Origin of the sequence: Bifidobacterium catenulatum PV20-2 (assembly GCF_000800455.1) — a bacterium.
GTDB lineage: Bacteria > Actinomycetota > Actinomycetes > Actinomycetales > Bifidobacteriaceae > Bifidobacterium > Bifidobacterium kashiwanohense_A.
The window spans coordinates 1662037-1685468 of sequence record NZ_CP007456.1; the positions used below are offsets into that span (position 1 = coordinate 1662037).

At 56.6% G+C, this 23432-nt stretch carries 18 protein-coding genes, 1 pseudogene and 1 riboswitch; of the genes and pseudogenes, 8 read left to right on the plus strand and 11 right to left on the minus strand.

Annotated elements, in window-relative coordinates; all coding sequences use genetic code 11:
- Positions 1-14: 14 nt before the first annotated feature.
- The 11 genes from AH68_RS07320 to AH68_RS07370 form a co-directional block, all read right to left on the minus strand.
- The gene (locus AH68_RS07320) at positions 15-1190 is read right to left on the minus strand and encodes a histidinol-phosphate transaminase (RefSeq protein ID WP_039198981.1); all 1176 of its coding nucleotides are present in this window, start codon (positions 1188-1190) and stop codon (positions 15-17) included.
- A complete protein-coding gene (gene hisD, locus AH68_RS07325) occupies positions 1187-2569 on the minus strand; it encodes a histidinol dehydrogenase (protein ID WP_173405881.1) in 1383 nt (460 codons plus the stop codon). The genes AH68_RS07320 and hisD overlap by 4 nt, the downstream gene beginning before the upstream one ends.
- A 124-nt stretch (positions 2570-2693) precedes the next feature.
- Positions 2694-6284 carry a DNA polymerase III subunit alpha gene (gene dnaE / locus AH68_RS07330; RefSeq protein ID WP_039198985.1) on the minus strand — a complete coding sequence of 1197 codons (3591 nt, stop codon included), beginning with the start codon at positions 6282-6284 and terminating at the stop codon, positions 2694-2696.
- A gap of 34 nt (positions 6285-6318) precedes the next feature.
- Positions 6319-7257, minus strand: a complete 939-nt coding sequence (locus AH68_RS07335; protein WP_039198987.1) for an RluA family pseudouridine synthase — start codon at positions 7255-7257, stop codon at positions 6319-6321.
- Positions 7254-7802 carry a signal peptidase II gene (locus tag AH68_RS07340; protein ID WP_039199962.1) on the minus strand — a complete coding sequence of 183 codons (549 nt, stop codon included), beginning with the start codon at positions 7800-7802 and terminating at the stop codon, positions 7254-7256. Before AH68_RS07340 ends, AH68_RS07335 begins: the two co-directional genes overlap by 4 nt.
- A 21-nt stretch (positions 7803-7823) precedes the next feature.
- The gene (locus AH68_RS07345; protein ID WP_039198989.1) at positions 7824-9482 is read right to left on the minus strand and encodes a DivIVA domain-containing protein; all 1659 of its coding nucleotides are present in this window, start codon (positions 9480-9482) and stop codon (positions 7824-7826) included.
- Positions 9483-9590: 108 nt separating this feature from the next.
- Positions 9591-9872 (minus strand): YggT family protein, encoded by a 282-nt coding sequence (locus AH68_RS07350; RefSeq protein ID WP_039198991.1) that lies wholly within the window; start codon positions 9870-9872, stop codon positions 9591-9593.
- 93 nt (positions 9873-9965) lie between these two features.
- Positions 9966-10445, minus strand: coding sequence for a cell division protein SepF (locus tag AH68_RS07355; RefSeq protein ID WP_039198993.1), 480 nt, complete (start codon positions 10443-10445; stop codon positions 9966-9968).
- A gap of 30 nt (positions 10446-10475) precedes the next feature.
- The gene (gene ftsZ, locus AH68_RS07360) at positions 10476-11729 is read right to left on the minus strand and encodes a cell division protein FtsZ (protein ID WP_039198995.1); all 1254 of its coding nucleotides are present in this window, start codon (positions 11727-11729) and stop codon (positions 10476-10478) included.
- A gap of 176 nt (positions 11730-11905) precedes the next feature.
- Entirely contained in the window at positions 11906-13135 is a 1230-nt protein-coding gene (gene dusB, locus AH68_RS07365; protein ID WP_081995905.1) for a tRNA dihydrouridine synthase DusB, read from the minus strand.
- A gap of 29 nt (positions 13136-13164) precedes the next feature.
- Positions 13165-14640 carry a glycine--tRNA ligase gene (locus AH68_RS07370; protein ID WP_004220693.1) on the minus strand — a complete coding sequence of 492 codons (1476 nt, stop codon included), beginning with the start codon at positions 14638-14640 and terminating at the stop codon, positions 13165-13167.
- A gap of 292 nt (positions 14641-14932) precedes the next feature.
- A riboswitch (TPP riboswitch) is annotated at positions 14933-15041 on the plus strand.
- On the opposite strand from AH68_RS07370, the gene thiM reads away from it, so the two are divergent.
- From thiM to AH68_RS07410, 8 genes and pseudogenes are all read left to right on the plus strand, one after another.
- Positions 15032-15901: a hydroxyethylthiazole kinase gene (thiM, locus tag AH68_RS07375; RefSeq protein ID WP_039198998.1), complete on the plus strand. Its 870-nt coding sequence runs from the start codon at positions 15032-15034 to the stop codon at positions 15899-15901. Its footprint overlaps the riboswitch before it by 10 nt.
- A 130-nt stretch (positions 15902-16031) precedes the next feature.
- A pseudogene (locus AH68_RS07380) lies at positions 16032-16280 on the plus strand (thiamine phosphate synthase); the annotation flags it as partial.
- Between the two features lie 42 nt (positions 16281-16322).
- Positions 16323-17165, plus strand: a complete 843-nt coding sequence (gene thiD, locus AH68_RS07385) for a bifunctional hydroxymethylpyrimidine kinase/phosphomethylpyrimidine kinase (RefSeq protein WP_039199000.1) — start codon at positions 16323-16325, stop codon at positions 17163-17165.
- Between the two features lie 59 nt (positions 17166-17224).
- The gene (locus tag AH68_RS07390) at positions 17225-17590 is read left to right on the plus strand and encodes a thiamine-binding protein (RefSeq protein WP_004220731.1); all 366 of its coding nucleotides are present in this window, start codon (positions 17225-17227) and stop codon (positions 17588-17590) included.
- A gap of 95 nt (positions 17591-17685) precedes the next feature.
- Entirely contained in the window at positions 17686-18729 is a 1044-nt protein-coding gene (locus AH68_RS07395) for a LacI family DNA-binding transcriptional regulator (protein WP_039199002.1), read from the plus strand.
- Positions 18730-19011: 282 nt separating this feature from the next.
- Positions 19012-20337 carry an MFS transporter gene (locus tag AH68_RS07400; protein WP_039199004.1) on the plus strand — a complete coding sequence of 442 codons (1326 nt, stop codon included), beginning with the start codon at positions 19012-19014 and terminating at the stop codon, positions 20335-20337.
- Between the two features lie 164 nt (positions 20338-20501).
- Complete coding sequence (locus tag AH68_RS07405; RefSeq protein WP_039199006.1) at positions 20502-22058, plus strand: glycoside hydrolase family 32 protein; 1557 nt, start codon at positions 20502-20504, stop codon at positions 22056-22058.
- A gap of 270 nt (positions 22059-22328) precedes the next feature.
- The gene (locus tag AH68_RS07410; protein ID WP_039199008.1) at positions 22329-23177 is read left to right on the plus strand and encodes an ABC transporter permease; all 849 of its coding nucleotides are present in this window, start codon (positions 22329-22331) and stop codon (positions 23175-23177) included.
- Positions 23178-23432 lie beyond the last annotated feature (255 nt).

Genomic DNA, 23432 nt, shown 5'->3' on the forward strand with positions numbered 1-23432 from the left:
AATCCCGTATATGCTCAGTCTTGTTCCACAATACGCAACACTTCGACCAAGGCTTCACGGAAACGCGCCATTTCCTCATCGGTGCCCATGCACACGCGCATCCAACCGTCGGGGCCGACGGTGCGGATGAGCACGCCACGCTTGAGCAATTCATCGAAGATGCGGTCGCGATTGTCGAAATGCCCGCCGAACAGAATGAAGTTTGACTGCGTTTCAGCCACTTCGAGCGGCTGACCCTTGTAGGTTTGTTCCTTGAGCCATGCTGCAGTCTGATTACGGGTGTCGCGCAGGTGTGCCACGCGGCTGAGCTGCTCGTCGGTATGTTCGAATGCGGCGAGGGCGGCTGCTTGGGTGACGGCCGACAGATGGTACGGCATGCGCACGATGCGTACGCAGTCGATGATGCCCTTGTTGGCAGCCAGGTAGCCGACTCGTGCGCCCGCGAAGGCGAACGCCTTGCTCATGGTTCGGCTCACTGCGAGGTTCTCATACTCACCGATGAGTTCGAGCGCGGTGGGCGTGCCCGGATCACGGAATTCGATGTAGGCTTCGTCCACCACGACCACCGGATGCACGCCTTCGGCGGCACCTTCGACTTCAGCGGTTTTGGCGGCTTCGAGCACGCGCTTGAGATCGTCCATCTTCAGCGGCGTGCCAGTCGGATTGTTCGGGCTGGCAAGCACGATCATGGCCGGCTTGACGTCTTCGATGGCTTTGATGGTCGCGTCCACGTTCAGCGAGAAATCCTCGTTGCGGTGTGCAAGCTTCCACGTGGTGAACGTGTCGCGGGCGTATTCCGGATACATCGAATACGTCGGATCGCAGCTAAGCGCAATACGCCCTGGACCGCCGAAAGCTTGGAACAGCTGAAGCATGATCTCGTTGGATCCGTTGGCACCCCACAGCTGGTCGACTTCCAGCTTGACGCCGGACTCGCGTTCGAGATAGTCGCAGAATGCCTGACGCAACGCGATATGCTCACGATCCGGGTAACGGTTGAGAGTCGGGGCGATTTCCTTGACTCGCTGCGCGATGGTTTCGACCACTGCCGGTTCCGGCGCATACGGATTCTCGTTGACGTTGAGGCATACAGGCACGTCCAATTGCGGCGCACCGTACGGCTCTTCGCCGATCAGATCGTTGCGCAGCGGAAGATATGCCGGAATGGCGTTGCTGGAAGTCTCACTCATCGAAGGCCTGCCTGCTCTTCCTGTTCCTTGATGGTTTCCTTGTTGTACGGATCGTCGATGAAGCGGCTTAGCACGCTTTCGCCGTGTGCCGGCAGATCTTCGGAAACGGCGAAGGCGTTCACGCGAGCAGCGAGGGTCTTCAGACCCTGCTCGTCGTATTCGATGACTTCGACCGGCTTCATGAAGGTGTGCACGCCTAGGCCGGAAGCGAAACGTGCAGTGCCGGAGGTCGGCAACACGTGGTTGGAGCCGGACATGTAGTCGCCCAGCGGCACCGGAGAGTACGGGCCACGGAAGATGGCACCGGCGTTGCGGATCTTGGCGATCACGGCATCCGGGTCGGCGGTCTGGACCTCAAGGTGTTCGGCGGCATACGCGTTGGCCGCGTCGATGGACTGTTCGATGCCATCGGTAAGGATGATGCCGGACTGACGACCACGCAGCGACGTGTTCACACGCTCGGAATGCTCGGTGCGAGGCACGCGGTACTTGAGATCCTCCTGCACCTGTTCGGCAATCTCTTCGCTGTCGGTGATGAGCACGGAACCGGCGAGTTCGTCATGCTCGGCTTGGCCGATCAAATCGGCGGCCAGCCAGCTCGGGTTGGCACCCTTATCTGCGATGATGGCGATTTCGGTCGGTCCTGCCACAGCGTCGATACCGACAATGCCCGACACCATGCGCTTGGCGGTAGCGACGAAAATGTTACCCGGACCGGTAATCTTGTCGACCGGATCGCACAGGATCTCGCCGTCCTGCGGTTCGGAACCCTTGGCGCCGTAGGCAAACATGGCCACGGCCTGAGCGCCGCCGACCGCATACACTTCATCAACGCCAAGAATGGCGCAGGTGGCGAGAATGGTCTTGTCAGGCAGACCGTCGGCATTGTTACGGCTCGGCGGGGTTGCGATGGCGAGGGATTCCACGCCGGCGGCCTGTGCCGGAACCACGTTCATGATGACGGAGCTCGGGTAGACGGCCTTGCCGCCAGGCACATACAGACCGACACGCTGCACCGGAATCCAACGTTCGGAAACGCGGGCGCCCTCAGCCAAATCGGTGTGGAACGGTGCCGGCACCTGGGAAGCGGACACGGCGCGGGAACGACGCACGGACTCTTCGATGGCGGCACGCACTTCCGGATCCAACTCGTCGACGGCGGCCTTCATGGCTTCCACCGGCACGCGCAGATTCTCCGGACGGATATGGTCAAATTTCTCTGCGAAGTCACGCAGGGCCGCAGCACCGCGGGCCTTCACATCGTCAAGAATGGGCTGCACGAGATCGGTCGCCTCGTTGGTGCCCATCTCGGCGCGAGGCATAGCCCCCAGCATTTCAGCTCGGGTCAGCTTCTTGCCACGCAGGTCAATGATTCGCATATAGTTTTCTTCGCTCATAACGCCCCATGGTAACAACGTGATGTCACGAGAACGCCCGCGCGTCTCAAGTTCAGCCGCATAGTGAGATATTCGGCTGAACTTTCGGCATCATCCCCACGACCGTTCAGCCCAAAGGCAGAGAACTGGGACCGAAAAGGATTTTGATCTCAGCGAACAGACTCGTGTCGCGGCGCACGCGGAAACGGTCGCCGAACGTCAGTACCTTGGCGTTGCCCTTATCGTCCATCAACGCGAGCTTCACTTCGCAAGGCCCAGGATGATTTGAGAGAATCTGCCCCAACTGCTGCACATGCGATTGGTCAAGCGCGATCGGCGGCAGCATAATCGTCACCGGCTTCTCATCCTGTGCCTCCAACGTCGGCACGTTGAATTCCGTGGCACGCATGCTCACCGTCTCATCGCGTTTTTCGACCTGTCCACGAATCTGCACCACCGTATCGACCGCCAGTTCGGGAGCGGCGGCCTCATATACCTTGCCGAAGAACATGCACTGGATAGAGCTTTCCAAATCCTCAATCGTCACAATCGCCCAAGGATTGCCCTTCTTCGACACGCGACGATCCACATTCGTAATCAAGCCAGCCACCGTCACCTGCTGGCCGTCAGGCATATTCGCGGCACGATCGATCAGATGCGCGATCGACATTTCACTCAACGACACCAGAATCGACTGCATGCCGCTCAACGGATGGTCGGACACATACAAACCAAGCATTTCACGCTCGAAATTCAACTTGGTTTTCTTATCCCACTCCTCCACGTCAGGCACGCTCACCATGGCATCACCCATGCCGGCATCATCTTCGCCGGAATCCTCCAAATCAGCGAACAAATCAAACTGGCCCTCAGCCTGCTTACGTTTCAAACCGACCACCGAATTGATCGCAGCCTCATGAATCGTAAACAACGCACGACGGTTCGGATCAATCGAATCAAACGCACCAGCCTTAATCAACGATTCAACCAATCGTCGATTCAACGCTTCCATCGGCACACGCTTGATGAAATCAGGGAAATTCACATACTTGCCATGATCGTTCTCACGTTCCTTGACAATCGCGTCAACCGCAGCCTTGCCAACATTACGAATGGCGCCAAGACCGAAACGCACCACATCGCCGACAGCGGAATACTCGTACACCGACTCGTTCACATCAGGCGACAACACCTGAATGCCCATGCGGCGAGCCTCACCCAAATACAACGCGGTCTTGTCTTTGTTCGTACTCGCACCCTGCAGCAAAGCCGCCATGAACTCCACCGGATAATGCGTCTTCAAATACGCGGTCCAATACGAAATCAAACCGTATGCGGCCGAATGCGCCTTATTGAACGCGTAGCCTGAGAACGGCACCAAAATATCCCACACGGCCTGGGCCGCCTCCTGGGAATACCCATGCTCCTTCATGCCCGCGAAGAACGGCACCTTCTCCTTGGCTAGTACCTCAGGCTTCTTCTTACCCATCGCTCGACGAAGCACATCTGCCTTGCCCAACGAATAACCAGCCAAAATACGCGCAGCCGACTGCACCTGCTCCTGGTACACAATCAGACCATACGTCTCATCAAGCACCTCCTTCAGCGGCTCAGCCACCTCAGGATGAATCGGCGTGATCTTCTGCAAACCATTCTTACGCTTCGCATAATTCGTATGCGAATCCATATCCATCGGACCAGGACGATACAACGCGATCAATGCGGAAATATCGTTGAAGTTATTCGGCTTCAACGTTTTCAGCAACGAACGCATACCATCAGAATCCAACTGGAACACGCCAAGCGTGTCACCTCGCGACAACAGATCGTACGTGGCACGATCATCCAACGGAATCTTCGTATGGTCGATACGTTCCTTGCCATTCGCCTCGATATTGTTCAACGTATCGCGAATAACCGTCAAGTTGGAAAGACCAAGAAAATCCATCTTGACCAAACCAAGCGTTTCACACGTATGATATTCCAACGTGGTCGTAACCGTACCATCGGTACGTTCCAGCAACGGCGACGTATTCGAAATCGGCTCGCTACCCATGATCGTGGCGCACGCATGCACGCCGGTCTGACGAATCAGACCCTCAATACCCATCGCCTCATCCGTAACACGCTTCGCATCCGGATCGGAATCATACAATTCACGGAATTCACGAGCCTCCGCATAACGCTTCGACGTCGGCTCGAAAATATCGCGCAACGGAATATCCTTGCCACCTGTCTGCGCCGGCGGCAACGCCTTGGTGATGCGCTCGCCCATGGAAAATTCGTAGCCCATGATTCGCGCTGAATCCTTCAGCGCCTGCTTGGTTTTGATAGTGCCGTAGATCACACATTGCGCGACCTTGTCTCGACCGTACTTGTCGCCGACGTAATCAAGCACGCGGCCGCGGCCATCCGGATCGAAATCGACGTCGATATCAGGTAGTGACACACGTTCCGGGTTAAGGAATCGTTCGAAGATCAGGCCATGTTTGATTGGGTCGAGTTCGGTGATGCCCATGGCGTACGCCACCATGGCTCCTGCCGCCGATCCACGGCCCGGCCCCACCATAACGCCATGCGATTTAGCCCAATTGATGTAGTCGGCCACCACGAGGAAGTAACCGCAGAACTGCATCTGGCAGATCACACCGCATTCGTAATCGGCCTGCTTGAGCACTTCGATCGGCGGATGCCCGTCATAGCGCTGTTCCAAGCCTTCCTCGACTTTCCGCAGGAACAGCGAGGTCTCGTCCCAGCCTTCCGGGCAGTCGAATTGCGGCATGAACGCGCCGTCCTCATGATCGTCGAACATGACGTTGCAGCGTTCGGCGATTTCCAACGTGTTGTCACACGCCTCGGGAATGTCTTTGAATAGTTCGCGCATTTCTTCGGCGGATTTCAGGTAGTAGCCGGTTCCGTCGAATTTGAATCGTCCCGGCTCGTCCAGCGTGGAACCCGAGTTGATGCATAGCATGGCATCCTGCGAGCCAGCGTCTTCGGCACGCACGTAATGCGAATCGTTGGTGGCAAGCAGCGGCGCGTTCAGCTTTTTCGCGATGTCCAGCAGACCATCGGTCACTTGCTTTTCGATCTTCAGACCGTGATCCATGAATTCGATATAGAAATTGTCGCGTCCGAAAATATCCTGCAATTCCCCTGCGGCACGCAATGCTTCATCGAACTGGCCGAGCAGCAGTCGCGTTTGGATGATTCCTGACGGGCATCCGGAAGATGCGATGATGCCTTTGGAATATTTGGCAAGGATTTCCTTATCCATTCGGGGGTATCGCATGACACGGCCCTCAAGATTCGCATCGGTGGACGCTTTCATAAGATTGACGAGGCCTTCGTCGGTTTCGGCCCACATCGTAAGGTGGGTGATCAGGCCACCGCCGGATACGTCGTTGGGGTTGCGCCGGCGATGCTGCGGATCAATATCGGGATTCCAGTTGGTGTCCCAGCTGACGCGGGTTTGATCCTGTCGCGCGGTTTCCGGCGTCACATACGCTTCGATGCCGATGATTGGTTTGACGCCCTCTTTGACCGCGGTGCTCCACATTTCGTACGCGCCATGCATATTACCGTGGTCGGTGATGCCGACTGCGGGCATATTGAGTTCTTTGGCGCGCTTGACCAGATCCGGAATTTTCGATGCGCCGTCAAGCAGCGAATAATGCGTGTGATTATGCAGTTGTACGAAATTTCCGGAAGTAGCCATGCACTCCAATCTACCGGTGATTGGTGACGTGCACTCACGCTTCGGGCTTGCCTTGTGTGTCGTGCCTACCGCGCATCACATCAAGCGCATGCTGCAAATCAGCTGGATAATGCGATTTCACCGTAGTCCAGATACGAGTTCGCGGATGGCGGAATTCGAGTTGCATCGCGTGCAGCCACTGCCGCTCCAGTCCCAACGTTTCGCTCAGTTGCGGATTGGCGCCATACATGGCGTCTCCGGCAAGCGGATGCCCGATGGATGAGAAATGCACGCGAATCTGATGCGTGCGCCCTGTTTCAAGGTTCACGGAAACCAGTGTCGCCTCACCGAAGCGTTCCATCACATCCCAATGGGTGACGGCCTCTTTGCCGGCGGGCGTCACGCAAAAACGGAAATCAGAGACTTTGGCGCGACCGATCGGTGCTTCGATGGTTGCTTTGTTTTCCCTGAGATTGCCTTGCACGAGCGCATGATAGGTTTTCACGACTTCATGTTCGGCGAATTGCCTGCGCATTTCCACGTAGGCGAGATCGGACTTGCATACGAGCATCAAACCGGATGTGCCCACGTCGAGGCGGGATACGATGCCTTGACGCCCTGCAGCGCCATAAGAGGTGATGTGCACTCCCCTGTCAAGCAGACTGCCGAGCACCGTCGGACCTGTCCAGCCGACGGAAGCATGAGCCGCCACACCCACCGGCTTGTCAACCACCACCAAATCGTCATCTTCGTAGACCACGGCCATATCATGTGCGATCGGTTCAGGCTCGGTTCGTTCCTCGACAATATCGAATTCCACGGTTTCGCCTGATTGCAGGGTCGACGATTTAGAAATGTCACGGCCAAGCACACGTGCCTGCCCGCTTTCGATGAGTTCCGCTGCCTTGGCACGGGAAATGCCTAGCATTTTGGCAACGGCGACATCGAAACGTTTGCCGACAAGCGCGTCGGGTGCGGGAACAAGACGGCTCATGCGCTCTTCTCTCCAGCCATCCGTTCCATCTGTTCCTTGTTCCGTTCGTCAAGTTCCTTCTGGCTGAACGGTTCTCCTACGAACAGCAGCACGACTGCGGCAACGCCAGCCACCATCAGGAAAATGTCAGCGACATTGCCGACCGACCATCCGTAGTTGAGAAAGTCGATGACTCTGCCGTTGAGGAAACCTTCGGCATATGCCACGCGGTCGATGAGATTGCCTAACGCTCCGGCGAACGCAAGAGCGAACACCACCGTCCATTTCATGGAAATGGTACGGATCTCCAGTACCACCAGCACCACGCAAGCCACAATGGCAAGCAGGGAAATCAACCACGTCATGTTGGATCCCATACCCAAGGACGCGCCCGGATTATGCACCAACGTGAATGAAAGAATCCCCGGAATCACACGTACCGTATGCCCGTCGGCAAGCGCCGACTGTGCCCATGCCTTGGTGATCTGATCAAGTACCAGCGCCGCAACGGCGATACACGCAAAGACGGCCACGCGAGTGCGCAGCCGTCTTTGATCATTTGTCATGATGTCAGACACAGCCTAATCTCAGTCGTTCTGGGAATCCTGATCATAGTTGTTCGTGTCAGACACCTGCGACACGAGCTGGCCGAGGAATTCGGTAAGACGCGCACGGTATTCGGTTTCGAACTGCTTGAGGCCCTGAATGTTGCCCTCGATGACCTTGGTCTGCGCTTCGAGATTGTCGTGGACCTGCTGGGCATAGTCGTCGGCTGCGGTACGGGTCTTCGAATCGTAGTCGAAGGCACGCTTCTGCACTTCGGACTCGTATTCGTCGGCTTCGTTGTGCTTCGTGGAGAAGTACGTATCGCCATCCTGCGTCTTCTGCACAAGGTAGGCGTCGCCTTCCTGAGTCTTCTGATCCAAGTAAGCATCGCCATCCTGCGTCTTCTGCGCAAGATAGGCATCGCCTTCCTGAGTCTTCTGCGCAACATAGGCATCACCTTCCTGAGTCTTCTGATCCAAGTAAGCGTTACCCTCCTGAGTGCGCTGTGCCAGGTAATCATCGCCTTCCTTGGCACGCTTGGTCAAGTACGCGTCACCTTCCTTGGCACGCTTAGCCAAGTACGCGTCACCTTCCTGAGTCTTCTGGCTTAGGTAACCATCAGCCTTGGCACGAGTGTCGGCCGAATACTGATCAGCATCGGAACGGGTGCTTTCGGAATAGTTGTCAGCTTCGGAACGAGTACGGTTGGAGTAGTCGTTGGCGTTGCCGATGAGCTCGTCATACTTGCGCTGGGACTCATCGGTGATTTCCTTGGCCTTGGCCTTACCCTTGTCAACATACTGGTCATGCAACTGCATGGCCAAGGTCAGCATGGCGGTGGCACGCTCCGGCTCCGTATTGGCACTGGCTGCAGCTCCTGCAATCTTCTGCAGGCTACCGGTTTCGGTGCTCGGCTCAACCTTAGCGACCTGTTCGCGCAGCTGGGCTTCACGCTGCTGCGATTCCTGCAGCTGCTGGGCAAGCTGCTGAATCTGCACGGCCTGCTGCTGAGCACGCTCATCCTGCTGCTGGGACTGTGCCGCATGCTGCTGCGTGAGCTGCTGGGCCTGGGCGACCTGCTGCTGAGCTTCATCAAGCCTTGCATTGAGCTGCTGGATCTCAGCGGCCTGCTGCTGGGCCACCACAACCTGCTGCTGGGCGGAAGCCAGCTGACGGGACAGGTCTTCGGTCTGTGCGCGGAATGCGTCGCGCTCATGCTGCATGGCGGTCAGTTGCTCGCCCAAATCTGCCTGGCCTGCTGCCTCAGCCGCCTGAGCGGTGAGCTGGTCAACCTGCGCAGACAGACGATCCACCTGACCTTTGAGCTGTTCATTCTGAGCCGACAGGGCACGGTTGCTTTCCTCAGCCTCAGTGAGTTTGGCTGCTGCGACCTGTGCGGCCTGAGCTGCCTGATCTCCAGCGCCAGCTGCCTGTTCGGAGGCGGACTTCAATGTCGCGTTCTCCTGCTGCAGGGACTGAACCTGAGCGCTGAGCTCGGAAATCTTGGAGTTGAGCCCCGCAACATCCGGGCCGAGGGACTGAGTGGCCTGGCCGCTGGCGACCGCCTGCTTGCCTAGAGCCTCCACCGTCTCGGTTACCTGATCGAGAAAATCGTCGACTTCGTCGACGTCATACCCCTCTTTGAACCTTACGGTCTGAAAAGTATGCTCTCTGATATCTTTCGGCGTCAACAGAGCCATAAATCTTACACCTCGCTTTGGGCTTGATGCCTTGCTGTTGTTGCTTTCATTTGTTGACTCTAGCACGGAACCACCGATTTTTTGCGAAAAATCGGCATTTGACATGCATTAAATGAGGAAATCAATGACAATGAGAATGAAATAAAGAACGATGAATGCCACATCGAAGTAGATGGGACCCATTGGAATAGGGCGGATATATTGGCGTAGCCAGCGCAGCGGCGGTTCCGTCAGCTGGTAAATGGCGTCGATCAGCGATGCCACCAACCCCCGTGGACGCCACAACGGAGCCAGCACGGCAACCCAATCGAGGATCATGCGAATGAACAGCACCAGAATGTAGGCATTAACCAGAAAGTGGACGATGCTACCAATCAAAGACAGAATCATGGAGTACCACCATAGCAACAGAACATAACAAAGCCTCCATCATGGCTGATAGAGGCTTTGCGCAGTCTGCTTTCGCAATGGCTTTCGTCTACGTCAGTCGGCGAACAGATCGTGCGACGAGTTATTTGCTTGCGGCTCTTCAACCTTGATGTTCACCTGAGCTGGGCTCAGCAGGAACACGCGCGGAGTGACACGCTCGATGGAGCCACGCACGCCGAAAACCACGCCCGCGGAAAAGTCCACAATACGATACGCCACGGCCTCAGCAACGCCAGTTAGATTCAACACCACCGGAACGCCGTCGCGAATGGCACGACCGACCAGCTGCGCGTCCTCATAGGACTTCGGGTGAATCGTGGTGATACGGCTCACCCTTCCTCCTTGGAATGGGTTGGCTTTGTTCTGCTCGCGAGGTGCGGACGTCGCTGCAGGCGTCGAAGCCATCGGGGTCACGGAATGGTCGGAATCGAACGAGGTTTCGCTGCTCTCATCCTCCTCGCTGAAATCCTCGTCACCCTCGGCAACGTCGGTCATGCCCAAATAGGACATCGCGCTTTTCATAAAACCTGCCATGAACGATCCTTTCGCGTCTTCGCGTTGCTTTTAGCGCAGGAAATCCGGGATATCCAAATCGCCGGCGTCGCTCGAAGACACCACTTCATGCTCAGTGGTCTGATCGAATGACGGAACGACGGGTTCCGGAGTGGACGGAATATAGGTGGACAGCGGCTGCACCTTCGGGGCTTCCGGAGTCTGAATGAGCTGAGGCTGAGGCTGCTGCTGAGGCTGCTGAGGAGCCGCCGCTCTCGGAGCCGCGGACAGCGCCGACAGTGGAATCGTTTTTTCAGCAGGCTCGGCCTGCTTCTGGGCATCGGCCTGAGCCGCCTTTTTGGAGTTGGCGTCAAAGCCTGCGGCGATGACAGTGACACGCACTTCGTCGCCATAGGCGTCGTCGAGAGAAAGACCCCAAATGATCTGCGCTTCCGGATGGATGGCCTTGCCCACCAGCTGGGTGGCGGCGGCCGCTTCCTGCAGCTTCAGGTCGGACGGACCTGCAATGTTGATCAAAGCTCCGTGAGCACCCTCAATGCTTTCTTCCAGCAGCGGAGAGCTGATGGCGATTTCGGCGGCCTGGGTGGCACGATCCTCGCCCCGAGCGGAACCGATACCGAACAGTGCGGTGCCCGCTCCACGAAGAATGGCGTTGACGTCGTTGAAGTCGACGTGAATGTACGAATTAGAGGAAATCAGGTCCGTGATACCCTGCACGCCTGCCAGCAATGCGGTGTCGGCGGTCTTGAACGCGTCGACGATACCAATGGTGCGATCGGAAAGCTCAAGCAGTCGGTCGTTCGGAATCACGATCAGCGCATCGACTTCCTTGCGTAGATTCTCAATGCCAAGTGCTGCGGAAGCCGCACGCTGGGGACCTTCAAAGCCGAACGGACGGGTAACCACCGCGATGGTCAACGCACCCTGCTGGTGTGCGGCACGAGCCACGATCGGACTTGCACCTGTACCGGTGCCACCACCCTCACCGCAGGTCACGAACACCATATCGGCGCCCTTGAGCGATTCCTCGATATCAGACTGATGATCCTGAGCGGCCTTGGCGCCCTTCTCTGGGTCGGCACCGGCGCCAAGACCACGGCTGGTGGCATCGTTCAAGGAGATCTTGACATCAGCGTCGGAACGCATCAGATCCTTCGCGTCGGTATTGATCGCAATAAATTCGACACTTTGAAGACCCTCAGCAATCATGCGATTGACGGCATTACCGCCAGCTCCACCAACACCGACAACCTTGATATTCGTCTTGTCGTTGAAATTGTCAGTCTGGGCAATCTCGCTCACCATAGTCTCCTGTCACTCGCGTTTACGCACAACTTTATCGCAGACACGCCGTAATACGCGCGCTTTTCGTCGTGTGTAACGACGTTTTTTCACTTTTTTATTGCTAACGTGTTCATTTCGCCTGAGATGTATTCTCTCTCGGCGCCCCCACGCAATTTAACCACATCAGCATGTCATGTTCAATAACTGGCATCCATAGGATCGTCGCCGAACAACGCCTGACGTTCATCATGCGTCGTTTCCCGTGATTCCAACCACCCGTAGGGCAAATGCACTTTCTTTGCGAAGCGCACGCGCCCCCTTGGCTTGTCGACCACTCGTTCGGGGAAACGGGTGTCGGGATCCAGCTTGCCTATTTCGGTTCTGACATCCTCAAGATTTTCACATTCCATGAACGCGCGACGGGTGGAGCCTCCAACGGGGAATCCCTTGAGATACCACGCGATATGCTTACGCAGATCATGCACGGCCATCTGCTCGTCGCCATCATAGAATTCGGTCAACAGTTCCGCATGGCGTTCAACCACACGGCACACATCTCCTAACGTGGGGTCAACACGCTTGTCGCTGCCAGCGAACACATTCTTGATATCGGCAAACAACCATGGTCTGCCTTGGCAGCCACGGCCTATCGCAACGCCAGCGCAACCGGTTTCGGCAACCATGGCAAGTGCATCGTTCGCACCCCAAATGTCACCGTTGCCGAACACCGGAATATCAAGCGCTTCGACTAGTTCGCCGATTCTGCTCCAGTCGGAATGCCCACCGTAATATTCGGCGGTGGTACGCGCGTGCAGGGTAACAGCCTTGCAGCCTTCCTCCTGCGCGATATGCCCAGCTTCAAGGAACGTCTCATGCTCGTGGTCGATGCCAACACGAATCTTCGCCGTAACGGGCACCTTGGCCGCGTCACAGACCTTGACCACGCGTTGGATGATTTCACGGAACAGATCCGTCTTCCATGGCAACGCCGAACCACCGCCACGTCTGGTCACTTTGGGTACGGGGCATCCGAAATTCAGGTCGATGTGGTCAGCCATGTTTTCGTCGATGACGATTTTCGCGGCTTGTTCTACGATTGCCGGATTCACGCCATACAGTTGCAGCGAGCGGATTTTCTCGCTGGGAGCGAAATGACATAACCGCAATGCTTTGGGATTGCGGGCAACCAACGCGCGTGCGGTGATCATTTCGGCCACGTACAGACCGTCCGGCCCGTAGCTTTCGCAAATCACGCGGAACGGCCAGTTGGTCACTCCCGCCATAGGCGAAAGAACCACCGGCGTCTCAACATGCACCGGCCCCAAATCAACAGGCTTAATAACCGGAGGAACCGACGGCCTCACCGCGTCGGTACGCGGGTCGAGCACGTCGGATTCCTCGTAAGCAGTCACAATGCTATCTGGCATAAGAACGCTATGGTAACCAGTAACCAGCTTTAGTACAAGCCACCGGCTTCGGCGATCTTAACGGACTCAGGCCAAGCCTCGCCGCCCATCTCGACCGGTACCTGCGGGTAGCGCACATGCTTCTCACCGATGCGTGCAGCCACATAATCAGCCACCTTGTCAAGTGCGACGCGCTCCTGCTGCATGGTGTCACGTTCACGAATAGTGACGGCCTGATCGTCAAGCGTGTCGAAGTCGACAGTGATGCACAGCGGGGTGCCGATTTCGTCTTCACGGCGATAGCGACGACCGATCGCACCGGCCTCGTCGTAGTCGATCATCCAGTCATGCTGACGCAGGTCGGCTGCCAGATCATGTGCCACGGTCTGCAGCTCCGGCTTCTTGCTCAACGGCAGCACGGCGGCCTTGACCGGAGCCAGGCGAGGATCAAGACGAAGCACGGTACGCTTGTCGACGCCACCCTTGGTGTTCGGCGCCTCGTCAACGTCGTAGGCATCAACGAGGAAGGCCATGAGAGAGCGGGTCAGGCCCGCGGCCGGCTCGATGACGTACGGCACGTACTTTTCGCCGGTGGCCTGGTTGAAGTAGCTCAGATCCTCGCCGGAATGCTTGGCATGCGCGGAAAGGTCGAAGTCGGTACGGTTGGCTACGCCTTCGAGTTCGCCCCAATCGGATCCCTGGAAGCCGAATTTGTATTCAATGTCGACGGTGCGCTTCGAATAGTGGGCCAGCTTCTCCTTCGGATGCTCATAGTGGCGCAGGTTTTCCGGCTTCACGCCAAGATCGATGTACCACTGGGTGCGTGCATCGATCCAGTACTGGTGCCATTCCTCATCGGTGCCCGGAGCCACGAAGAATTCCATTTCCATCTGTTCGAACTCGCGGGTACGGAAGATGAAGTTGCCCGGGGTGATTTCGTTACGGAAGGACTTGCCCATGTTGGCGATGCCGAACGGCGGCTTGGAACGAGAAGAGGTCATCACGTTCTTGAAGTCCACGAAAATGCCCTGCGCGGTTTCCGGACGCAGGTAGTGCAGCGAGTTTTCGTCTTCGACCGGTCCGAGGTGGGTACGCAGCATCATGTTGAAGTCGCGCGGTTCGGTCCAGTTGCCACGGGTGCCACAATCCGGGCACACAATATCCTTAAGACCGTTTTCCGGCAGCTTGTCGCCATGCTTTTCGGCATAGGATTCCTCAAGCTTGTCTGCACGGTGGCGCTTGTGGCAGTTGAGGCATTCGATCAGTGGATCGTTGAACACGGACACGTGGCCGGAAGCCACCCACACGGCCGGCGGAAGAATGATGGACGTGTCAACGCCCACCACATCGCCACGGGTGACGACCATGGAACGCCACCATTCACGCTTGATATTGTCTTTCAGCGCGACGCCGAGCGGACCGTAATCCCACGCGGAACGGGTTCCGCCGTAGATTTCACCGGCGGGAAAAACAAAGCCACGACGTTTGGCGAGGGATACGACTTCATCGAGTTTGGATACAGCCACAATGCACCTTCTGGTTTGAACGGTTTGGGGTCTTTACAAGCGCAAAGCCTACCTTTACGCGGTGACAGAACGCCGCCCGCGTTACCGCTTCGTGGCGTTCTCGTCTTCAACGGTGTCGTTGTCAAGCAGCAGCGACCAGATCTTGCAGTCAGTCATCACGGTTTTCTTATTCAGATTTGCCTATGAGATTTACGTACGCACCTATATTTACGAGAACGTGCTGCATTCACCTGATCCCGGAATCGACTGGCTCGTTCCAGTGTCAGGGCCTTTGTATAGGTTGGACACGTTATGGTACATGCAGGGGGGCTTCCGACGAAAGCAGAAGCTGAGATAGGCAAATGCCTGACCCTTTGAACCTGTTGGTTAGGACCAACGTAGGGAGCAGACAATGAGCGATGACTCCTATATGACCGCATTGCGCGAACGGATTGCGCAGGCAGTGAACAACGTACGCGCAACCACGCCTTTGTCGCAGTCGTTCACCAATTTCGTTACGATGAATCTTGTGGCCAACGCGCAGCTTGCAGCCGGAGGCACTGCCGCCATGAGCTTTCTGCCGGACGATGTGATCGACACTGCGGAAATCGCTGGATCGAACTACATCAATGTGGGCACGTTGTTGCCATTCTTCAAAGATGCGCTGCCGGAAATCGCTTACAAACTGCACAAGAACGGCAAGACGTGGGTGCTAGATCCGGTCGCCGCCGGCATCGGCAAAACCCGTACCGCCATTCTTGAATCGTTCCGCACCTATCCGCCGACCATCGTGCGTGGCAATGCGAGTGAGATCATCGCACTCGATGCGATGTGGGGTCTTGCGCAAAACGATTCCACCGTTCCTGGCACGCGTCCGGCCGGCGTGGAGGCTGTGGACGAGGTCGATGCAGCCGTTGATGCGGCCAAGAGGCTGGCCCGCCATCTTGCGAAACACTCCCCCACCGGCGCTGGTGCGGTGGCTGTTTCCGGTGCGGTTGATTTGGTGACCGACGGCGAGCATGTGTTCCGTTTGCCCGGCGGCAGCGCGATGGTGACGAAGATCACCGGTGCCGGATGCTCGCTCGGCGGCGTTACCGCAACGTATCTGGCCGTGGCAGAACCGCTTGTCGCCGCTATTTCTGCTTCGTTGCTATACAACCGGGCTTCTGAAATTGCCGAAGCGAAGTCCGAAGGCCCAGGCTCCTTCCAGGTGGCGTTGCTTGACGCCCTGTGGAATGTCACGGCCGAAACTGTCGCCACCTCTGAAATCGTCGTCGACTAGACTTTGCCGCTGCCCTGCATACTATGCGGCATGTTATGCAGGGTTCGGCAATTGCGTATGCGGAAAAACGGACGAATGCCGGTTTCACATTGTAGGCTTTCTGGACCACTTACCGAGAAGGGTTGATTATATGAACAATTATTCATATGAATCGATGCGCGATACATTCGCTATGAGCGCCTACTTTGTGGTCGGCCCGCAAGATTGCAAGGAACGACCGATTACCGGCGTGGTTGAGGACGCGCTGCGCGGGGGCGCAACGTTCATCCAGCTGAAGGCCAAAGATACCGACGTGAAAGATATCACCAGCATGGCACGCAATATCGCACAGGTTATCGAACACAACAGCAAATCCGATTCCGTGGCGTTCGTGATCGACACTTCATATCACAAGTAAGCAAAAGCAAGTAAGGAGTCATTCATGACCAGCACTTTGGCACCAGTATTGAGCATCGCGGGATCGGATTCCTCCGGTGGTGCCGGCATTCAGGCGGACTTGAAAACCATGCTTGCCAATGGTGTGTTCGGTATGACCGCCATTGCGGCGCTGACCGCGCAGAACACCACAGGCGTGACGATGGTCACGAACACGCCTCCGGAAATGCTCGCCGCGCAGATCGACGCCGTGTTCGACGATATTCCGCCGGTCGCGGTGAAGATCGGCATGGTGTCGAGCGTGGAGCTCATCAATGTGATTGCCGACCGTTTGACCGCGCATGATGCCGAGAATGTTGTGCTTGATCCGGTGATGGTGGCAACGTCCGGCGCGAAGCTTATCGAAGATGACGCGATCGCCGCATTGACGTCCAAGCTGTTCCCGCTCGCCACCGTAATCACGCCGAACATGCCGGAAACCCAAGCATTGTGCGAGCTGGCTGTTGAGCAGGGCACCGATGCGATCGACTATGAGAATGGCGAAAGCATCTCCAGCGAAAACGACATGGTGACGGCAGGTCATCTGCTTGCCGGCCATTTTGGCTGCGCAGTGCTCGTCAAAGGCGGTCATGGCACGCAGGATGCCAGCGATGTGCTCGTTGAGCCGAATGGCAAAGTCACTTGGTTCCGCGCGCGTCGTATCAACAATCCGAACACGCACGGCACCGGATGCACGCTGTCGTCGGCGATCGCATCGCACCTGGCGCTTGGCGAAACATTGCCGGAAGCCGTCGACAGTGCAAAACTGTATCTGACGGGCGCTTTGGAGGCACAGCTTGACCTCGGACACGGATCCGGACCGATGGACCACGCTTGGAAATGGCGCTGACCGCCGCTCAACAATCCAAGCCATATCAAGCCGATAGGAACGCAACGAAAGGAACGAACATGACTCTTGATCGCAATGCGGAAAAGCAGGAAGTGCCGATCAACCCGGAAACCGGCAAACCGTATATCAACACGCTTGCTGCGGTCGCCATCTCTCCCGCTGGCGCAAGTCCTGAAAAATCCACGTACGTAGCGCAGGCGGTCGACGTGATCCGTCAATCCGGACTACCGAGCGAAACCAACGCCATGTTCACCAACATCGAAGGCGATATCGACGACGTGCTCAAGGTGATCCGCGACGCCACCATGAAACTCGCCGGCCAGGGCTATCGCACCGACGTGGTGATCCGTCTCGACATTCGCCCCGGTTTCGAAGGTCAGATCCACGCCAAGCAGGCGCTTGTGGACGAAATCCTGTCGGAATAAATCCGGGATGGACCAATAGAGTATCGAGTAACAAAAGAGCGCGCTATTTACAAAATAGTGCGCTTTTCTTATTGATTTAGGTTAGTGTAGCGACTATGACTACGATGAAGGAAATTGCCGCAGCGGCAGGGGTGTCCATTTCCACCGTTTCCCTGGTACTTAACGGCAGAGATGAGGGACGTGTGAAAGCCCCGTTGGCCGCGCTCATACGTGAGAAGGCGGACGCACTCGGCTACACGGTCAATCCTCTGGCACGCAGCCTACGCACCTGCCGCACACGAATTCTCGGCTTCATCAGCGAGGAAGTCGCCACCACCCCGTATGCAGGCGGCATCATTCTGGGCGCGCAGGATGCGGCAAGCGCCTACGGGTATATGATCATCACAGTCAGCACCGATGGCAAGGCAAGCGAAGAGAATGAAATCGCCACATTGAAACGGTATGGCGTGGACGGTTTCTTCTATTCGAAAATGTCGAACCGCATTACGACCGTGCCTGCATCCCTCGGCGATTATCCGGTGGTGATGGTGGATGCCACCGATGCCGACAACCAGATACCCAGCATCGAGCCAGACGAATTCCAAATCGCCTACGATGCCACGAAACGGCTGATCCAAGCCGATTGTGAGAGGATCGCCTATCTCGGCTGTTCGGAAAACATGATTGCGCAGGACGGTCGTTTTGCCGGATATCAGGCGGCGTTGCAGGATTCCGGTTTTGCCTACGATCCTTCGTTGGTGTGCAATGTACTCAATAATGGCCCGGCGTTGCGCGCCGTCGATAAGCTGTTTGATGAACGCAATCCCGACGGTTTCTTCTGTTTCAACGATGCGCGCGCGTGGTATGTGTACGAATGCGCGGCACGCCGTGGACTGACTGTCGGCAAGGATATTTCCATCGTCGGCGTCGACAACCACCGCGTGTTTGCCGAAACGCTGGAACCGCAGTTGACCACAGTGGAGCTGCCCCACTATGAGATGGGTTATTGGGCTGCCTGCAAGCTGATTTCGCTGATCGAACGCAAGCCTGTCGACAGCTCGTCCTGGCCGAGCACCACCGCTCCCCTGCCACCGTTGGATTCGCCGATTCCCGCGAAGATCCATTGTGCGCTGATAGAAAAGGGATCAGTCCGAAGCTGATTTCCTTGATTTGAGATCATGCAAGAAGGTTTTTGACATGTCTGTTGCGACACGCCGAAGGCCTTCTTTTTATACCTCATTTCGGCTTAATTGCAACACTTCCGAGAAGCGTTGCAATTATTGACGTCAATCGATTGACGTCAATCGTTTGACACGCTATTATTTAACCATGTTCATTCACTTGGCACGGAAGCCGGGTGAATGACGGTACAACACAGCATCGGTCAAACAATGAAGTGCTGCGCGGCAGCGGCACCAACAAAGAGAAACAGAGAAAACAACATGGCAAGCAACACTCGATCTGCATGGAAGAATCCTTCCTACCTGCAGAGCTCCTTCGGCATCTTCATGTTCTTCTGCTCGTGGGGCATCTGGTGGTCCTTCTTCTCCCGCTGGCTCACCGACCCGACCCACGGCCTGGGCATGACCTCCGCAGAGCAGGGCCAGATCTACTCCATCAACTCCTTGGCAACCCTAGTCATCATGTTCGCCTATGGCGCCATCCAAGATCAACTGGGCATCAAGCGTAAGCTCGTGATCTTCGTCTCCGCCATCGCAGCGCTCGTCGGCCCGTTCGTACAGTTCGTGTATGCCCCGATGCTGACCGCCGGCGGCACCACCCGTTTCATCGGCGTGCTCATCGGCTCCATCGTGCTCTCCGCAGGTTTCATGGCCGGCTGCTCCCTGTTCGAAGCGCTCACCGAACGCTACTCCCGTAAGTTCGGCTTCGAATACGGACAGTCCCGCGCTTGGGGCTCCTTCGGCTACGCCATCGTGGCACTGTGCGCAGGTTTCCTGTTCAACATCAACCCGCTGCTGAACTTCTGGGTCGGCTCCATCTGCGGCCTTGGCATGCTGTGCGTCTACGCTTTCTGGGTTCCGGCCGAGCAGAAGGAAGAACTCAAGAAGGAAGCCGATCCGAACGCGGCTCCAACCAACCCATCCTTCAAAGAGATGATCTCCGTTCTGAAGATGCCGACCCTGTGGGTGCTCATCGTCTTCATGCTGTTCACCAACACCTTCTACACCGTGTTCGACCAGCAGATGTTCCCTAACTACTACGCTTCCCTCTTCTCCTCCACTGAAGTCGGCAACGCCACCTACGGCACCCTGAACTCCTTCCAGGTGTTCCTCGAGTCCGCCATGATGGGCGTCGTCCCGATCATCATGAAGAAGATCGGCGTTCGTAACTCCCTGCTGCTCGGCGCAACCGTGATGTTCCTGCGTATCGGACTGTGCGGCGTGTTCCACGATCCGGTCAGCGTCTCCATCATCAAGCTGTTCCACTCGATCGAGGTTCCGCTATTCTGCCTACCGGCATTCCGCTACTTCACCCTGCACTTCGATACCAAGCTGTCGGCAACCCTGTACATGGTGGGCTTCCAGATCGCTTCCCAGATCGGACAGGTGATCTTCTCCACCCCGATGGGTGCTCTGCACGACGCCATGGGCGACCGTCCGACCTTCTTCACCATCTCCGGCATCGTGTTCGCCGCTCTGGTCTACGGCTTCTTCGTGATCAAGAAGGACGACCAGGAAGTCGGCGGTGATCCGTTCTACACCGATAAGCAGCTCAAGGCCCAAGCCGCAGCTGAAGCGAACGCCTGAGCGTACGCCAAAATCAGCAAGAACACAACTAAATCGTGCTGCTCGAAGCGTTTCACCCTTTTTCCGCTTCGGGCAGCATTCTTAAAAACTCTCACTTAAAAACTCAATACGCAACAATTCAACAATCGCAAGATTCAACAATCATTAAGAAAGGCTGTTCAACGATGACTGACTTCACTCCGGATGCACCCGTCCTCCACGAAATCAAGAACCACAGCGAAGCTCTGGCACAGGCGGAAGCAGGCGTTGCGGCCATGGCCGCCGAACGAAACAACCGCTGGTACCCGAAGTTCCACATCGCATCCAACGGCGGTTGGATCAACGATCCGAACGGCCTGTGCTTCTACAAGGGCCGTTGGCACGTCTTCTACCAGCTGCACCCGTATGGCACCCAGTGGGGCCCGATGCATTGGGGCCACGTCTCCTCCGCCGATATGGTCAATTGGAAGCGTGAACCGATTATGTTCGCCCCGTCTCTGGAAGAGGAAAAGGACGGCGTCTTCTCCGGTTCCGCAGTGATTGGCGACGACGGCGAACTCAAGTTCTACTACACCGGCCACCGTTGGGCCAACGGCAAGGACAACACTGGCGGCGACTGGCAGGTACAGATGCTCGCCGAACCAGACAACGATGAGCTGACCAGCGCCACCAAGCGCGGCATGATCATTGATTGCCCGACCGACAAGGTCAACCACCACTACCGAGATCCGAAGGTCTGGAAGACCGGCGACAAGTGGTACATGACCTTCGGTGTCTCCTCTGCCGAGAAGCGCGGCCAGATGTGGCTGTTCTCCTCCGATGATATGGTCAAGTGGACCTATGAGCAGGTACTGTTCGAGCATCCGGATCCGAACGTATTTATGCTTGAGTGCCCGGACTTCTTCCCGATCAAGGACGCCGAAGGCAACGAGAAGTGGGTTATCGGCTTCTCCGCCATGGGTGCCAAGCCGTCCGGCTTCATGAACCGTAACGTCAACAACGCCGGCTACATGATCGGCACGTGGACTCCGGGCGAGCAGTTCAAGCCGGAAACCGACTTCCGCCTGTGGGATTGCGGCCACAACTATTATGCTCCGCAGTCGTTCAACGACGGCGAACGCCAGATCGTATACGGCTGGATGAGCCCGTTCGTTGAGCCGATTCCGATGCAGGATGACGGCTGGTGCGGCAACATGACCCTTCCGCGTGAGATCACGCTGGGTGCCGACGGCGATTTACACACCGCTCCGGTTGCCGAAATGGAGGGCTTGCGTGAAAACACCACCGATTTTGGTGCAATCTCACTTGGTGTCAATGGCGAGCAGACCATTGCTGATGATGCTGAAGCCGTCGAAATTGAAATGACCATCGATCTCAACGCCTCCACTGCGGAACGTGCTGGTCTGAAGATTCACGCGACTGAAGACGGCGCTTATACGTACGTGGCGTTCGACGATCAGATCGGTCGTGTGGTAATCGACCGTCAGGCCGCAGCCCAGGGTGATCGCGGCTACCGTACCGCCCCGCTTTCCACCGAAGAACTGGCTTCCGGCGAACTCAAGCTGCGCGTGTTTGTGGATCGCGGCTGCGTGGAAGTGTATGTGAACGACGGCCACCAGGCCATGAGCTCCTTCAGCTACGCTTCCGAAGGTCCGCGCGCCATCAAGCTTGTTGCCGAATCCGGCACGCTTGAGATCAAGTCCTTGAAGCTCCACACCATGAAGTCCATCGGACTGGAGTGAAGCTGATACAAGGCAGTGGCAAGGGGTAAATAGTAAGGTGGGTTCCGTGTCAGGCAAGATACGGAACCCACCTTGCGTTATACCGCAAGTTATGACTTACGTGTTGGTTGAAGAACGATTTTCGTTTCAGAACGTGGTTTAGGGAGTGCTTTATACTGGCACCCCGGTAATGAACTTTTCTGACCGGAACGCGGGCAGGCTCCTCACCTTACTGATTTCTCGCCACCGGTCACGTGCGCGCCCACTATGGCGCAGAAAGCAAGGTGAACGATGGCGGTTTCGCACGTTCAACACATACACTCTGAACATGCTCAGTCAGTGATCTCACGATCTTTCTCCACTGTTCTGAGTATCTGCAAGCGCAGCGTTCCCACAGTTATCGCAGTAGTGTTGCTGTTGGTGGTTTGGGAGGCGTGGGTTCGTATCGACAATGTGCCCAGCACCATGATTGCCGCGCCGAGCGAAATCGCGCAGGCCACCGCCGAAACCTGGTCGACGTTATGGCCCGCCACCCAAGTTACCCTGCTTGAAGGCACCGTCGGTTTTCTATTCGCCGTACTGTTCGGCATTCTTATCGGCATATTGTTGTACTGTTCGCGCATTGCGAACGCCGCATTGTTCCCGTTGCTTTCGGCCGCGCAGACCATGCCGTTGATTTCCATCGCTCCCCTGTTCTTGATTTGGTTCGGTTTTGAAATTTCCGGAAAAATCGTGATCGTAACAGTATTCGGCTTATTCCCGATTGCAGTGCAGACGATTCGCGGTCTTGAAGCGGTCCCCCAGTTTTATTCGGATGTTGCGCTGACTTGTGGTGCCACGAAAGCGTGGACACTGTGGCATGTGAAGTTGCGTGTTGCCGCTCGTCAGATTTATGGCGGCATCCGCGTTTCCGGCGCATACATTTTCGCCACTGCCGCCACCGCAGAATATTTGGGCGCACGCAAGGGTCTTGGCATTTGGCTACAGGCCGCCTACAACTCGTTCCGCACGCCGCTGATCTTTTCGGCGACGCTTGTCATCATCGTCATCACTGGCATTTTGATGTGCCTAGTGAATCTCAGCGAACGCGTGCTGCTCGGCCCTGCCGATGCCGACGCCGATCCGGATGCGGATCAGTAAGTCAAACACCCAAACATTATCGGCTTTCTGCAATCGCAGCATTTGCAGCATTCCGCCACTCCGCATTATGTAGCCGGTCACACTGCCTGCATATAATGAAACCCGCTGTTAAGGCCAATGTGTGGCAAACCGGCAATATTCCACGCCTTTCACTAGGCACCATAAGGAATGGCGGGGGCATTGGACGAGCGGGGGCCTAAGGCCCTTCATATCGTTTTCTGCCCGAACTCCGCTCGCAGCATATCCCTAGAAAAC